Here is a 14,514-nt window from a genome sequence, read left to right on the forward strand (position 1 = left end):
CGCCGACCCGGCTCGGCGACACGCGTCGACCCGCCTGAGCATCGCGCGCGACCGGTCACGCAAGATGGGTCCATGCACTCGTCTCGACGACCGCGCCCCCGTCACCAGCCCCCGAGAGGTCTCGCACGGTTGCGGCGCCCGGTCGCCGCGGCGGCGACCCTCGCCGTGGGTGTGGCGATGATCACGGCATGCGGGTCCGACGAATCCGGCACCCCCGACGTCCCGACCGTCGCTCCGGCGACCGCGGTCGAGGCGCCCGCGACCTCCGAGCCGGCCGGCCTGACGGTCCCCGCACCCGCCGGCTCCCGGGCACTCGCCTCCTCGGGTCGCACGGTCGCCGTAGTCTCGCCGGACGGCAGCCGACTGCTCCGCTTCGACGCCGCCACGATGACCGCGCCACCCACCCCGATCCAGGTGCCGGGCCTGACCGCGCTCGCCGCGGACACCGACGGCGGCTACCTCGGTGTCGGACCGGGTTCGCTGGTCGTCGTTGATGCCGAGGGCCGGGCCCGTACCACCGGAATCGACACCGACGAACCGACCGCGGTCGTGCGCGCCGCGTCCGGTGAGATCGTCGTGGGAACCGCCGACGGCCGGGTCCTGATCTACGACGCCGGGTCCGAGAACGGTGAGTTCCAGAAGAAGCACGACCTGCGCGAGTTCGTCCGTGTGGACTCGCTCACCGCGGCCCCGGCATCGGCTGAGGGCCTCGACGGCCAGGTCGTCGTCCTCGACCGTGCACAGTCGTCGGTGACCCCGATCGACCCGGAGTCGGGCGAGACCGGGCCTGCCCTACGTGCGGGCAACGGCGCCACGACCTCGACGGTCGACCGATTCGGGCGCATCCTGGTCGCGAACACCCGCGACGGCGAGATCCTCGGATTCTTCGGGTCACCGCTGGTCATGCGATTCCGCTACCCGGTGGCCGATGGCCCGTACGCCGTAGACTACGACGACACCCGAAACCTGCTCTGGGTGTCGACAACCGGGAACAACGAGGTGGTTGCGTATGACCTGGCCGACGGCGAGCCGACCGAGATGCAGCGGTTCGCGTCCGTGGTCCAGCCGGACACCATCACCGTCGACGATGCGGGCACCGTCTATGTCCTCTCGGCACGCGACGGCAAACTCCAGGTCGTCCCGCCGCCCGGCACCCCTCTCGGTGTCACGGCGGTCGAGCCCGGTCGGTGACCATGGGTTCTGACCGACGGCCCCATACGCGGCATTCACGGACCTTCGCCCGCGTCGGCGCGCAGTACCCCGCCGGCTGGGAGGTCACCTCGGAGGACGTCGAGTACATCCTGCTGAAGCTACCGCCGGACGTCACCCGGGTGACCGCGTCGATGCGTCTCGCGCTCGAGGCCGAGTTCGGCGGCTGGGAGCTGTCGCGGGTCCGCCTCTACTCCGACGGCACACGCAAGATCCTGCTCAAGCGCAAACGTCCGCCGCGCGGGGCCCGCGCGCTCGACGAGAACCGTTCCACCGACCACGATCCCCGGAGCGCCCAGGCATGCTGACCGCACGAACCGCCACCAAGGTGCTGATCGCACTCAACCGGCGGTGCTATCCCCTGCTGCTCAAGCTGATGTTCCTGCTGCCGCCGGAACGCATCCACCACATCGTCTTCGTGCTGCTGCGCGCGGTGAGCCGGTTCTCCGTCCTCTCCTTCCCGGTGGCCAAGCTGCTGGCCCACCACGATCCGGTCCTGCGTAGCCGTGTGTTCGGTGTGGATTTCCCGGTGCCCATCGGCCTGGCGGCCGGTTTCGACAAGACCGCCGACGCCGTGAACGCCTGGGGGCAAATCGGTTTCGGCTTCGCCGAGATCGGCACCATCACCGGCCAGGGACAGCCCGGCAATCCCCGGCCGCGCCTGTTCCGGCTCCCCGCCGACCGTGCCCTCATCAACCGGATGGGCTTCAACAACCCCGGTGCGCACGTCGCCGCCGAACATCTCAAAGAGGTCCGGCACGGTCCGGTGTCCGCCCCGATCGGCGCCAACATCGGCAAGACCAAGGTGGTTCCGCTCGACGAGGCCATCGACGACTACCGGCTCTCCGCGGGCCTCCTCGGGCCGCTCGCCGACTTCGTCGTGGTCAACGTGAGCTCACCCAACACCCCCGGCCTGCGTGACCTGCAGGCTGTCGACTCGCTGCGGCCGATCCTCGCCGCGGTGCAGGCGGAGGTCCACGTCCCGGTCCTGGTGAAGATCGCACCCGATCTCGTCGACGACGACATCGACGCGGTCGCCGACCTCGCCGTCGAGCTCGGACTGGCCGGCATCGTCGCGACCAACACCACCATCGGCCGCGAAGGTCTGCGGACTCCGGACGCCGAGGTGCGCGAAATCGGTGCGGGCGGACTGTCCGGTGCCCCGTTGGCCGACCGGTCGCTCGCCGTCCTCAAGCGGCTCTACAACCGCGTGGGCGGGAAGATCGCGATTGTCAGTGTCGGCGGCATCGAGACCGTCGACCAGGCCTGGGAACGTATCTGCGCCGGCGCCGATCTGCTCCAGGTCTACACCGGGTTCATCTACGGCGGACCGCTGTGGCTGTACGAGTTGCACTCCGGTCTCGCCGAGCGGGTCCGAGCAGGCGGGTTCGCGTCGATCTCCGACGCGGTGGGTTGCGCCGCCGCCCAGCAGCCCTAGCGAATTGCTCTGACAACAAAGGCGTCCCGACCTCCAGTGGTCGGGACGCCATTGTCGTTGTTCTGCTTCTCAGACGTTCTCGCCGGGCTGTTCGTAGGTGCCGACCAGGGTCGCACGGGCGATCGCGTGGGAGAACAGGTTGAAACCGAGGTAGGCCGGGGTGGCCGCCTCGGGCAGGTTCAGCGACTCGGTGTCGACGGCGTGCACGACGACGAAGTAGCGGTGCGGGCCGTGACCGGGAGGCGGTGCGGCACCGATGTAGCGGCGCAGCGAGGCGTCGTTGGTGAGCGTCACGGCACCGTCGGGCAGGCCCGAGCCGTCCTCATCACCGGCGCCCTCGGGCAGGCTGGTGACCGACACGGGGATGTCGGCGACGGCCCAGTGCCAGAATCCGGACGCGGTGGGTGCGTCGGGGTCGTAGACGGTGACCGCGAAAGACTTGGTCTCCGCGGGGAATCCGGACCAGCTCAGCTGCGGTGACAGGTCATCTCCACCCGCGCCCATGATTCCGCTCACCTGACCGTTGGCCAGCGGCGAGCCGTCGGTGAGGCTTTCCGAGGTCAGCGTGAAACCGGGCAGACTCGGTAGCGGGGAGTACGGGTCGAAGGACGACATGTGTTCACCTTTCTGACGTTTCGCGCATCGGAACGATCTGTCCAACACTCTATGTGAGCGTTCAGCTGTGGAGCAGGAAGTGTTCGAACACCTTGGTGCCGAACAGAACCGCGTCGACCGGCACCCGCTCGTCGACTCCGTGGAAGAGCGCCGCGAAGTCGAGGTCGGGCGGCAGTTGCAGCGGCGCGAAGCCGAAGCACCGGATCCCCAGCTTGGCGAACGCCTTGGCGTCGGTGCCGCCGGAGAGCATGTAGGGCACCGTCTTTCCCAGCTCGTCGTGGGCGAGGATGGCGTTGTTCATGGCGTCGACGAGGTCGCCGTCGAACGTCGTTTCATACGAATCGAGGTGGGTGATCCACTCACGGGTCACATTGGGCCCGATGAGCTCGTCGATCTCCTTCTCGAAGGCCTTCTGCCGTCCGGGCAGCACGCGGCAGTCGATGACGGCTTCGGCTTTCTGCGGGATGACGTTGGCCTTGTATCCGGCCTTGAGCATGGTCGGGTTGGCGGTGTCGCGCAGCGTCGCGCCGATGATGCGGGCGAGATTGCCGAGCTTGAACAGCGACGTCTCCAGATCGGGTGCGTCGGGGCTGAAGTCCAGTCCGGTCTCGGCGCTCACCTCGGCGAGGAACTGACTCACCGACTCCGTCATCACGAGCGGGAAGGTGTGCCGACCGATCCGTGCCACGGCCTCGGCCACCTCGGTCACCGCGTTGTCGGCGTGCAGGAATGAGCCGTGACCTGCACGGGCCTCTGCGGTGAGTCGCATCCAGCCCAGGCCCTTCTCCGCCGTCTCGACGAGGTACAGGCGCTTCTGGGTGCCGTCCGGTCGGTCGACGGTCAGGGAAAAGCCACCCACCTCGCCGACCGCCTCGGTGATCCCCTCGAAGAGGTCGGGCCTGTTCTCGACGAGCCAGTGGGCACCCCAGGTGCCGCCGGCCTCTTCGTCGGCGAGGAAGGCGAAGACGATCTCGCGCGGCGGGACGGTGCCGTCGCGCTTGAACTGGCGGGCCAGCGCAAGCGCCATGCCGGCCATGTCCTTCATGTCGACCGCACCGCGTCCCCAGATGTAGCCGTCCTTGACCGCTCCGGAGAACGGGTGGACGCTCCAGTCCGCCGGTTCGGCCGGCACCACGTCGAGATGGGCGTGGATCAGGAGCGCACCGCGGTCGGAATCAGGCGGTCCCGCGAGCCGTGCGAAGACGTTCCCTCGGCCCGGACGACCCGATTCGACGTACTGTGTGGTGTATCCCACTTCCTCGAGTTGCTGCGCCACCCATTTGGCGCACTCTTCCTCGCCTTTCGTGGTTTCCGGCTCCCCCGTGTTGGAGGTGTCGAACCGGATCAACCGGCTGACGAGATCGACTACTTCAGTGGTCGCAGACTGTGAAGACACCCCTCACTCCTACGGGATTTGGGATACACGGGCAACCTCGGTTAGTGTTATCCCGCTGCCGCGAGATGGCGGGGAGAAATCCCCACCGGAGCAACGCAGCAAAGCAAGTCCGAGTGGCGGAATGGCAGACGCGCTAGCTTGAGGTGCTAGTGTCCTATTAACGGACGTGGGGGTTCAAGTCCCCCCTCGGACACCGCAGAACAACGAGAAAACCCCCGGCTCCGGCCGGGGGTTTTCTCGTTGGTTCACCCTGATCGGAGGTCAGGTGCCGGCGGTCTCCAGCAACGAACCCCAGGCGCGCGAGTACGGCAGGGCGATGGAGTTCTCCACGAAGGCCTGCAGGATGGCGCGTCGCAGCCGGCGCTGCACGGCCCACTGCCCGTTCGGCTTGGTCTTGACCGTCAGGCGCAGGACGACCTGATCCGAGGACACCTCCTGCACACCGAGCATCTCGATGGCTCCGAGGATGTCGGTGTCGTCCTCCTCGACGGCCAGACGTGCCGCCTCGGCGGCGACCCGCTGCGCCTTGTCGATGTCGGCGCCCGGCGCAACCGGGGTGTCGACGCGAGCGACCGCGAACTCCTGGCTCATGTTGCCGACGCGGGCGATCTCGCCGTTGCGGACATACCAGAGGGTGCCGTCGATGTCGCGGAGCGTGGTGACGCGCAGACCCACGGTCTCCACCTCGCCGATGGCCTCGCCGAGGTCGACGATGTCGCCGACCCCGTACTGGTCCTCGAGGAGCATGAACACCCCGGTGACGAAGTCGCGGACCAGATTCTGGGCACCGAAGCCGATCGCCAGACCGACGATTCCGGCCGAGGCGATGAACGGCGCGATGTTCACGCCGAGGACACTCAGCACCGACAGCACCACCCAGACGAGCAACACGATCGACACCGTCGACTTCAACACCGAACCGATGGTGGCGGCCCGCTGCGCGCGCCGGGCGGCGATCTGGGCGCTGCGTTCGGTGGTCACCGTCTTGGGCCGCAGACCGCGCATGAGGGTCGCTCCACGCGACTTCTCGCCGTCCCGCGAGCGTGGACGGGTCGCCCGGTCGATGGTGCGGTGAATGGCGAAACGCACGACGAGTGCGGCCAGGATGTAGGCCGCGATGCGGATCGGATTCTCGATGATCCATTCGCGATTCGTCTCGGTCCATTCGAAGGCCAGGTTCTGAATGGTCATGACCCCGACCGTACGGACGTTGAATTCGTTGTCCAGTCGGGATCGACCCGAGAGCGTCGGTGTCGACGCCGAGAACCGTTGTCAGCCTGCGCGGAAGGTGACGACGTTCTGATCGAGGATCATCCGGTCCTGCTGTGTGGAGACGGTCACACCGGGCGCCATCTCGAGCGGCACACCGGTGCCCTCCGAGGCGTCGAAGGCGGCGGTGCCGGCCACCCGGCCGGTGATCGTGAACAGGTCGGTGACACTCGGCACACCCTGGGACATCAGGAACGACGGCCCGTTCATGACGTGGACGTGCAGGTGGGGTGCGACCGAGTTGCCGGTGTTGCCGACCTTGCCGATGACCTCGCCGCGTCGTACCCGGTCCCCCGGCTTGAATCGCACCGAACCGGGTTGCATGTGGGCGTAGTTCACGAAGAACCCGTCGCCGATGTCGAGGACGAGGTTGTTGCCGTCGGCCTCGGCGATCGGCAGGTTCGCGGGGAACTCCCCTGGTACCTGCTCGGGCAGGTCGTTGCGGCTGGCGACGACGGTGCCGTCGGCGACGGCGAGCACGTCGTCGCCGAAGATCCGGTAGCTCGCCGGGTTCCTGGCGTCGCCGACGAAGATCTTGCCGTCGGGTCCGGCCTGCTCCCAGTCCACCGCGTATCGCTGGGCGACGACGGGAGCGCCGTCCAACGGCAGGATCGCGCGCGTGTGCCGGACCGCGTCGCAGCAGGCGTCGGCGGCGATGTAGTGCTCGCCGATCAGGGGCGGACCCAGGACGGGGACCACACCGTCGTTCACCTCGACCTCCGCGATCCGCTCGGTGGTCTCCCGCATCTCCGGCGGCGCCCCGTCGGCACGGACCGAGATCTCGTGGACGAGCTTCGTCGGCGCCGCTCCCTCGAACTTCAGATGCAGGAACAGGACGCCGTTCTGCCCCGGTGCGAGCACGTCCGAGTATCCCTCGGGCACACCGGGTCTCGGCGGGACGGAGGGCGCCCCGGTGGGCTTGAGCCGTTCCCCGACATCGGCCTGGTCGAGGCCGAGCAGCTCGGGGGTACCGTCCACCCCCGCGTCGAGCGCCTTGACGCCGGTGATGGTCACCGGGGTGCGCATGAAGTTGGTCAGCGACACCTCGTAGACGAGGTGATCGGATCCGTCCGACCCGGCGAACGGCGTCGGAGCGAACATCACCGACCCAACGACCGGGGTGAGGACCGGGTCGGGCGGAACCGGTACCGCCGTACCATCTCCGTTCTCCTCGCCGCCGCCACAGGCGGACAGGACGAGCGCTGCGCACACCCCGAAGACCGCGAATGGACGTCGTGGTGTGTGCATGTGCGCTCCTCCGCGGCCGCGCCGACGGCGATCCGCCCCGGCTTCCTGCGTCGGAATACTAGGGACCCCCGGGCCGACGCGCCGCCCCCTCCGCACACCGGGCACAATTGTGACGTGACCCAGCGCCTGTTCTTCGACTGCGACACCGGCATCGACGATTCGGTCGCACTCCTCTACCTGCTGGCGCGCGCCGACGTCGACCTCGTCGGCATCGCCTCGACGGCCGGCAACGTCCCCGTCGACGTGGTCACCACCAACAACCTCGCCTGGCTCGAACTCTGCGGCCGCCCGGAGGTCCCCGTTCACGTCGGGCCGGCCGCGCCGCTCGTCGCCGAACTCATGACGACCGAGGACACGCACGGACCGCTGGGGGTCGGTCACGCGGCGCTGCCCACACCGACCAGCACGCCGAGCCACCTCGACGCCCCGGATGCGTGGATCGAGGCGTCGCGCACGCACGACGGAGAACTGGTCGGGCTGGTGACCGGTCCGCTCACCTCGCTGGCGACCGCGATCCGCCGGGACCCCGCACTGCCCGCCCGCCTCCACCGCCTCGTGATCATGGGCGGGGCCTTCCACACCCACGGCAACACGACGCCGACCTCGGAGTGGAACGTCGCCGTCGACCCGGAGGCCGCCGCCGAGGTCTTCGCCGCATTCGGTACCGACGGCGCGCCGGAGCCCATCGTGTGCGCGCTGGATCTCACCGAACAGGTCGTGCTGACCCCCGGCCACGTGGTGCGCCTGTCCGCCGCAGCGGGGAGTTCGCCCCTGGAACGCCCTGACCCGGGCGACGAACGGGGTCTGCGCTCGGTCGCGGACAACGAGATCATCCGGCACCTCACCGACGCCCTGCGCTTCTACTTCGAGTTCCACCACGACCACGACGAGGGTTACATCGCCCACCTCCACGACCCGTTCGCGGCGATGGTGGCCTTGAACCCCGACCTCGTCACGACCATCCCGGCGCGGGTCGACGTCGAACTCGTCGGCACCCTCACCCGCGGCATGACGGTCGCCGACGAACGCTGGATGTCGCCGCTCGGCCCGAACGCCCGGATCGCCACCGCCACCGACCTCGACGCCGTCTTCCACGACCTGATCGAGACGATCGGCGCCTTCGTCCGAAACCTCAGGCACGCACCCGCATAGCGTCGAACCGTGAGGCGACTCGGCTCAGATCGCCGACTTCACCTACCTGTTGTCGAAAGCGTCGACGATGCGCTGCGCGGCGAGTGCCGGCGTCAACACACCTTCGCGCAGCTCGTCCTCGACCTCGTCGCGGATGTCGCGGACGCTGGGCGACTCCGCGAGCCTGCTGAGCACGATGTCGTGGACCATCGACCACGTCCAGTCGATCTGCTGCTGGTTGCGGCGGGCGGTGAACTCGCCGGCCTCCCTGAGGGTCTGGTTGTGCTTGACGACCGTGTTCCAGAACTCGTCGACGCCGGTCTTCTCGATCGCGCTCATCGTCAGGACCGGCGGCGTCCACAGGGCGTCGTGCGGATAGATCAGCCCGAGCGCGTTGCGCAGTTCGCGCGCCGCGCCCTTCGCCTCGTTGAGGTGCTTGCCGTCGGCCTTGTTCACCACGACCACGTCGGCGAGTTCCAGGACGCCCTTCTTGATGCCCTGCAACGAATCCCCGGTGCGGGCCAGCGTCAGGAAGGTGAAGGTGTCGACCATGTTGGCGACGGTGACCTCGGACTGCCCGACGCCGACGGTCTCCACGAGCACGACGTCGAAGCCGGCGGCCTCCACGAGCACGATCGACTCACGGGTCGCCTTGGCCACACCGCCGAGCGTGCCCGACGTCGGCGACGGCCGGATGTAGGCGTTCTTCTCCGTCGACAGGCGGCCCATACGGGTCTTGTCACCGAGGATCGACCCGCGGGTGCGTGTCGAACTGGGGTCGACGGCGAGAACCGCCACCTTGTGCCCGAGCTCGACCAGGTGCATGCCGAGCGCTTCGATGGTCGTCGACTTGCCAACGCCCGGAACGCCGGTGATGCCGACCCGGAACGAGTTGCCCGCGTGCGGGGTCAGCTTCAGCAGCAATTCCTGGGCGGCGGCCCGATGATCGGGGCGCTTGGATTCCACCAGGGTGATCGCGCGCGCCAGGTCGGCGCGGCGATCGGCCAGGACGGCATCGGCCAGCGCGTCGACGTCGACCCGACGCCGAGGACTGTCCGCCATCAGTTCGCGGCCACCCCGGGCAGCTCCAGGCCGAGGGTGTCGGCGAGCTTGCCGATGAGCTCCACGGCCGAGTCGGCGATGACCGATCCGGGCGGGAAGATCGCGGCGGCGCCGGCCTCGTAGAGCTCGGCGAAATCGCCCGGCGGGATGACACCGCCGACGACGATCATGATGTCCTCGCGCCCCACTTCCTTGAGCGCCTCCCGCAGGGCGGGAACCAAGGTGAGGTGACCGGCTGCCAGCGAGGACACACCCACCACGTGCACGTCGTTGTCGGCGGCCTGGGCGGCCACCTCCTCCGGCGTGGCGAACAGCGGGCCCACGTCGACGTCGAAGCCGAGGTCGGCGAACGCCGTCGCGATGACCTTCTGGCCGCGGTCGTGGCCGTCCTGACCCATCTTGGCGACCAGCACGCGCGGCTGGCGACCCTCGGCCTCGGCGAACTGGCGCACTGCCTCGATGGCCGCGTCGATGTTGCTCACCTCGCCTGCCTCATGTCGGTACACCCCGCTGATCGTCTTGATCTCGGCCTGATGGCGACCATAGACCTTCTCGAGCGCCTCGGAGATCTCCCCGACCGTCGCCTGATGACGCGCAGCCTCGATGGCCAGGGCCATCAGGTTGTTCTCCATGCCACCCTCCGACGACGCCGCGGCGCGGGTCAGGTCGGCCAGGGCCGCCTCGACCGCAGCGGAATCACGCTGCGTGCGAAGGGTGTTGAGCTTCTCGAGCTGCTCGGCGCGCACCTTGGAGTTCTCGACCTTGAGGACCTCGATCTCCTCGTCGTCGGCCACCTGGTACTTGTTCACGCCGATCAGCGGCTGCTGACCCGAGTCGATACGGGCCTGGGTGCGGGCCGCGGCCTCCTCGATGCGCAGCTTCGGCAGACCCTCGTTGATGGCCTGCGTCATGCCGCCGGCCTCTTCGACCTCGCGGATGTGCTTGCGCGCCTTCTGCGCCAGCTGGTGGGTCAGCGTCTCGACGTAGTTCGAGCCGGCCCACGGGTCGATCGGGCGGGTGGTACCCGACTCCTGCTGCAGCAGCAGCTGGGTGTTGCGCGCGATACGGGCCGAGAAGTCGGTCGGCAGGGCGATCGCCTCGTCGAGCGCGTTGGTGTGCAGCGACTGGGTGTGACCCTGGGTCGCCGCCATCGCCTCGACACAGGTGCGGGCCACGTTGTTGAACACGTCCTGCGCGGTCAGCGACCAGCCCGAGGTCTGCGAATGCGTGCGCAGCGACAGCGATTTGGCGTTCTTCGGACCGAACTCGGCGACGAGCTCGCTCCACAGGAGACGCGCCGCGCGCAGCTTGGCCACCTCCATGAAGAAGTTCATGCCGATGCCCCAGAAGAAGGACAGACGCGGAGCGAACTTGTCGATGTCGAGACCGGCCTCGAGACCGGCGCGGATGTACTCGACGCCGTCGGCCAGCGTGTAGGCCAGCTCCAGGTCGGCGGTCGCGCCGGCTTCCTGGATGTGGTAGCCGGAGATCGAGATCGAGTTGAACTTCGGCATCTTCTGGCTGGTGTATTCGAAGATGTTCGAGATGATCCGCATCGACGGCTTCGGCGGATAGATGTAGGTGTTGCGGACCATGAACTCTTTGAGGATGTCGTTCTGGATGGTCCCCGCCAGCTTCTCCGGCGGCACACCCTGCTCCTCGGCCGCCACGACGTAGAGCGCCAGGATCGGCAGCACCGCACCGTTCATCGTCATAGACACCGAGACGTTGCCCAGGTCGATGCCGTCGAAAAGCTGACGCATGTCGAGGATCGAGTCGATCGCCACACCGGCCATGCCGACGTCGCCGGCGACGCGCGGGTGGTCGGAGTCGTAGCCGCGGTGGGTTGCGAGGTCGAAGGCCACCGACAGACCCTTCTGGCCGGCCGCGAGGTTGCGGCGGTAGAAGGCGTTGGACTCGGCGGCGGTCGAGAAGCCCGCGTACTGGCGGATCGTCCACGGCTGGTTCACGTACATCGTCGGGTACGGGCCACGGATGAACGGCGCCTCACCCGGAACCGAGTCGAGCGGGTACGGGTGCTCGGCGTCGTCGAGGATCGCGTTCCGGTCGGTGCGGGTGTACACCGGCGCGACGTCGATCTGCTCGGGGGTGTTCCAGGTGACCTGGTCGACCGAGTAGCCGTGCGCCGACGCCAGTTCCTCGGTGACGGGCGCGCCCGGTCCGGCTGCTGCTGCCGCCGTTCCGTCGGTGAGCTCGACCCCGGCGAAGCTCGGGATCGACCGGCCCGAGTTGGATTGTGACAGTTTGGGTTCGGTCTGGGTCATGCCGTCGCTCCCGAGGTTGAGAGAAGCTGATCGAGGAGTTCGGAGAGCGTGCTCACCGCGTCGATGCCGACACGCAGCGAACCGTCCGGACGATCGCCGGACTCGGGCCATTCCCGGTCCGGGCCGGCGAGCAGGACCTTCGCGAGACCGGCCGCGCGGGCGGCGGCGAGGGCCGCCGGACCTTCGTCGGCGTAGCGGGCCTTGGTGCCGCAGATGACCGCGATCGGGGTGTTCGCACCGGCAACCGCGTCGCCGATCCTGTCGGCGGTCAGCGGACCCGGGTTGACGACGGTGATGCCGCCGGCACCCAGCAGGTTGGCCACGAACGTGGTGCGACCGTTGTGTTCGGCGACGCTGCCCAGCGGGATGAGCAGGACCGACGGGCGCGCACCCTGCTCGGCGAGCACCACATCGGACCGGTCGCGCAGTGCTTCGAAGGCACGGCCGACACGGGCCAGCTTCGGGGTTCCGGTGACCACGTCGGTCACGTTCGACGCCGGGACGCCCTGGGCGTCGGAGAGGGCCCGCTCGTCGATGTTCGGGAACTCGTTGACACCGGTGACCGAGATGCGACGGTGCGCGACCTCGGCGTCGCGGCGGGCCAGCGAGGCCCCGACCTTCTCGGCGATCCAGCCGTTGTCCAGGGCGGCGCGGTAGCCACCGGCGGCCTCGACCTCGGTGAAGACGGCCCACGCGTTGGCGGCGAGGTCGTCGGTCAGCGACTCGACGAACCACGAACCGCCGGCCGGGTCGAGGACTCGTCCGATGTTGGACTCCTCGAGCAGCAGCAGCTGGGTGTTGCGGGCGATGCGGCGTGAGAAGGACGCACTCGAGGTGCGCTTGTCCGCCGGGATCGTCGCGTCGTAGGCCAGGACCGTCAGCTGGTCGGCGCCGCCGACACCCGCGCCGAAGGCGGCGATGGTGCTGCGCAGCATGTTGACCCACGGGTCACGCTGGGAGTACATCGACAGGTCCGTGACGCCGTGGGTGATCGCCCCACCGGCGTCGGGTGCACCGACGACCTCGGCCACACGGGCCCAGATCTTGCGCAGCGCACGGAACTTGGCGATCGTCGCGAACTGGTCGTCGTCGGCCGAGACACCGAAGGTGATCTGGTTCAGGGCCGCCTCGGCGGACAGGCCGGCGGCGGTCAGGTCACGCAGGTGCGCCACCGCGGCGGCCACCACGAGGGCGAGTTCGAGGCCGTTGTCGGCACCCGCGGTTGCGAAGTCGCTGCCGTCGACGCGGAAGGTCCGGACCCCGACGGGGAGGTTCGACGCGGCAAGTGCCGTGGCCTCGTCGGCGTCGACCGTGGCCCGGCCGGAGAACGCCGCGGTCAGCGGCGAGAGCCCGAAGGAATGCGTGGTCGCCGCGGTGGGAGCGGCGGCGACCGGTGCGGCCTGCGCCTTCTCCTTGAGAGCCAGCAGTTCCCGGGCGGCGGCGATGCCCTCGGTGCCGGCGTCGAGCGTCACCGGCACGAGGTCGAGGTAGACGCCGCGCAGGACGGCGGCGAGGTCGGTGACACCGAGACCGCCACCGGGCTTGCCGACGGACAGCCAGAGTCCGCTGGTGCCGTTGGTCATCGCCTCGAGAACGAGTTCGTTGACGTCCTCGGCCGGGGTCTCGTCGTCGCCGAACCGCTCGGTGACGCGCCACCCGGTGGTCACGTCACGGGCGGGATCGGCGCCGCGGACGAACGGGAACCGGCCCGGCAGGCCGGGTTCGGTCGTCTCGTCGCGACGTGTGTACAGCGGCCGGATGGTCAGCCCGTCGGCGGTGTCGGTCGAGAGCAGGGCCTCCGGTGTATCCGGGAGCTCGTCGACGTCCACCCGACGCGATTTCGCCAGAACGGCCGCGGCGGCCTTCGACCACGCCTGGTAGGCGCCATCGAGATCTGACTCGGGTTTGGGCTGGTCAGTTTGCTGTGGCATGTGGGGAAGCACACCTCCGTGAATGCTCTGTGCGAGCGCGTACACGACCTTAGCCGATCGCTCGCTCGGCCCATCACCGAGGTCGGCGTGAAATGGACCACGCAACGGGTGCGAGCAGGTCGCGACGTCGAGGCGCCCCGTGCAGTCCGGAGTAGAGTGTCCGGGTGCCCGAGCCAGCTCCCGTCACCGAGGTGACACCCGACGCGACGGGCAGCCGACGCCGCGTCACCTTCGACCGGCGGGTCGTCCGGCGCGCACTCGTCGCAGCGGCGGTCGTGGCCCTGGTCCTGCTCGGCTCCTACTTCATCCCGCTCCCCTCGATCGGCAGCGTCCGCGCCTGGGGCGACGACCTCGGTCCGGCCTTTCCGTGGCTGTTCTTCACGGCGTACGCCGTTGTCACAATCGCCCCGATCCCCCGCTCGACCTTCACCGTCATGTCCGGGATCTTCTTCGGCCCCGTCGTCGGCTTCGTGGGCGCGATGATCGCGTCGTCGATCGCGGCGGTCGCGGCCTTCGGACTCGTGCGTGTGCTCGGCCGCGACCGGGTGCGACCGTTTCTCAAGAAGCCGGTCGTCAAGGCCGTCGAGTACCGCCTGGAACGGCGCGGTTGGCTGGCCGTCGGCTCGCTCCGCCTGATCGCGGCCTGTCCGTTCTCCGTCGCCAACTACTGCTCGGCTTTGTCTTCGGTACGGCCACTGCCGTTCACCGTGGCGAGCATCATCGGCATGGCCCCCGGAACCGCGGCGGTGGTGATGCTCGGCGATTCGCTGACCGGCGACACCAACCCCGCGCAGCTTCTGATCAGCGGAGCACTCTTCGCGGTCGGGATCGCCGGACTGGTCCTCGACGCTCGGTTGCCGGTGACCACCGGAAGCCCTCAACCTCCCAGACTTGAGAAGGACGAATCAAGTTCTGATGATTGATCGGTCC

Annotated in this window: 12 protein-coding genes and 1 tRNA gene; 6 read left to right on the forward strand and 7 right to left on the reverse strand. The window is 68.8% G+C overall.

The genetic code is table 11. The features are described from left to right. Positions 1 to 129: 129 nt before the first annotated feature. From GKZ92_RS11925 to GKZ92_RS11935, 3 genes are read left to right on the forward strand one after another with little or no spacing between them, the layout of a single operon-like run. Positions 130 to 1,191, forward strand: a complete 1,062-nt coding sequence (locus tag GKZ92_RS11925) for a hypothetical protein (RefSeq protein WP_006360425.1) — start codon at positions 130 to 132, stop codon at positions 1,189 to 1,191. Between the two features lie 2 nt (positions 1,192 to 1,193). Continuing rightward, positions 1,194 to 1,517, forward strand: coding sequence for a DUF5703 family protein (locus tag GKZ92_RS11930; protein ID WP_035751561.1), 324 nt, complete (start codon positions 1,194 to 1,196; stop codon positions 1,515 to 1,517). Further along, positions 1,511 to 2,647 (forward strand): quinone-dependent dihydroorotate dehydrogenase, encoded by a 1,137-nt coding sequence (locus GKZ92_RS11935; protein ID WP_155225303.1) that lies wholly within the window; start codon positions 1,511 to 1,513, stop codon positions 2,645 to 2,647. Before GKZ92_RS11930 ends, GKZ92_RS11935 begins: the two co-directional genes overlap by 7 nt. Positions 2,648 to 2,716: 69 nt before the next feature. Here the strand turns inward: GKZ92_RS11935 and GKZ92_RS11940 are convergent, their stop codons facing one another. Continuing rightward, positions 2,717 to 3,262, reverse strand: a complete 546-nt coding sequence (locus tag GKZ92_RS11940; protein ID WP_006360428.1) for a YbhB/YbcL family Raf kinase inhibitor-like protein — start codon at positions 3,260 to 3,262, stop codon at positions 2,717 to 2,719. 61 nt (positions 3,263 to 3,323) lie between these two features. Next, positions 3,324 to 4,658, reverse strand: coding sequence for a M20/M25/M40 family metallo-hydrolase (locus GKZ92_RS11945; protein ID WP_155225304.1), 1,335 nt, complete (start codon positions 4,656 to 4,658; stop codon positions 3,324 to 3,326). A gap of 107 nt (positions 4,659 to 4,765) precedes the next feature. Between GKZ92_RS11945 and GKZ92_RS11950 the strand changes: the two genes are divergently transcribed. Further along, positions 4,766 to 4,851: transfer RNA gene (locus GKZ92_RS11950), tRNA-Leu, on the forward strand. 68 nt (positions 4,852 to 4,919) lie between these two features. On the opposite strand, the gene GKZ92_RS11955 is transcribed toward GKZ92_RS11950, so the two are convergent. Together GKZ92_RS11955 and GKZ92_RS11960 are read right to left on the reverse strand one after the other, a co-directional pair. Continuing rightward, positions 4,920 to 5,849 carry a mechanosensitive ion channel family protein gene (locus GKZ92_RS11955; protein ID WP_006360430.1) on the reverse strand — a complete coding sequence of 310 codons (930 nt, stop codon included), beginning with the start codon at positions 5,847 to 5,849 and terminating at the stop codon, positions 4,920 to 4,922. Positions 5,850 to 5,930: 81 nt separating this feature from the next. After that, complete coding sequence (locus GKZ92_RS11960; RefSeq protein WP_230461795.1) at positions 5,931 to 7,175, reverse strand: M23 family metallopeptidase; 1,245 nt, start codon at positions 7,173 to 7,175, stop codon at positions 5,931 to 5,933. A gap of 114 nt (positions 7,176 to 7,289) precedes the next feature. Between GKZ92_RS11960 and GKZ92_RS11965 the strand changes: the two genes are divergently transcribed. Beyond that, complete coding sequence (locus tag GKZ92_RS11965; RefSeq protein ID WP_075863271.1) at positions 7,290 to 8,327, forward strand: nucleoside hydrolase; 1,038 nt, start codon at positions 7,290 to 7,292, stop codon at positions 8,325 to 8,327. A gap of 42 nt (positions 8,328 to 8,369) precedes the next feature. Here the strand turns inward: GKZ92_RS11965 and meaB are convergent, their stop codons facing one another. Genes meaB through GKZ92_RS11980 form a run of 3 tightly spaced genes read right to left on the reverse strand, consistent with a single transcriptional unit; the run spans position 8,370 to position 13,584 of the window. Beyond that, the gene (gene meaB, locus GKZ92_RS11970; RefSeq protein ID WP_006360433.1) at positions 8,370 to 9,368 is read right to left on the reverse strand and encodes a methylmalonyl Co-A mutase-associated GTPase MeaB; all 999 of its coding nucleotides are present in this window, start codon (positions 9,366 to 9,368) and stop codon (positions 8,370 to 8,372) included. Further along, positions 9,368 to 11,653 (reverse strand): methylmalonyl-CoA mutase, encoded by a 2,286-nt coding sequence (gene scpA / locus GKZ92_RS11975; protein WP_035751552.1) that lies wholly within the window; start codon positions 11,651 to 11,653, stop codon positions 9,368 to 9,370. Before scpA ends, meaB begins: the two co-directional genes overlap by 1 nt. Further along, entirely contained in the window at positions 11,650 to 13,584 is a 1,935-nt protein-coding gene (locus GKZ92_RS11980; protein WP_155225305.1) for a methylmalonyl-CoA mutase family protein, read from the reverse strand. The genes scpA and GKZ92_RS11980 overlap by 4 nt, the downstream gene beginning before the upstream one ends. A gap of 164 nt (positions 13,585 to 13,748) precedes the next feature. On the opposite strand from GKZ92_RS11980, the gene GKZ92_RS11985 reads away from it, so the two are divergent. Continuing rightward, positions 13,749 to 14,507 (forward strand): TVP38/TMEM64 family protein, encoded by a 759-nt coding sequence (locus GKZ92_RS11985; RefSeq protein ID WP_006360436.1) that lies wholly within the window; start codon positions 13,749 to 13,751, stop codon positions 14,505 to 14,507. The last annotated feature ends 7 nt before the right edge of the window (positions 14,508 to 14,514 follow it).

The organism is Gordonia sp. 135, from assembly GCF_009720185.1.
Lineage (GTDB): Bacteria > Actinomycetota > Actinomycetes > Mycobacteriales > Mycobacteriaceae > Gordonia > Gordonia alkanivorans.

Excerpts from the sequence above, each read along its gene's own strand:
- GKZ92_RS11930 (WP_035751561.1), top strand. The coding sequence starts at position 1,194 with ATGGGTTCTGACCGACGGCCCCATACGCGGCATTCACGGACCTTCGCC.
- GKZ92_RS11935 (WP_155225303.1), top strand. The coding sequence starts at position 1,511 with ATGCTGACCGCACGAACCGCCACCAAGGTGCTGATCGCACTCAACCGG.
- GKZ92_RS11940 (WP_006360428.1), bottom strand. The coding sequence starts at position 3,262 with ATGTCGTCCTTCGACCCGTACTCCCCGCTACCGAGTCTGCCCGGTTTC.
- GKZ92_RS11955 (WP_006360430.1), bottom strand. The coding sequence starts at position 5,849 with ATGACCATTCAGAACCTGGCCTTCGAATGGACCGAGACGAATCGCGAA.
- GKZ92_RS11960 (WP_230461795.1), bottom strand. The coding sequence starts at position 7,175 with ATGCACACACCACGACGTCCATTCGCGGTCTTCGGGGTGTGCGCAGCG.
- meaB (WP_006360433.1), bottom strand. The coding sequence starts at position 9,368 with ATGGCGGACAGTCCTCGGCGTCGGGTCGACGTCGACGCGCTGGCCGAT.
- scpA (WP_035751552.1), bottom strand. The coding sequence starts at position 11,653 with ATGACCCAGACCGAACCCAAACTGTCACAATCCAACTCGGGCCGGTCG.
- GKZ92_RS11980 (WP_155225305.1), bottom strand. The coding sequence starts at position 13,584 with ATGCCACAGCAAACTGACCAGCCCAAACCCGAGTCAGATCTCGATGGC.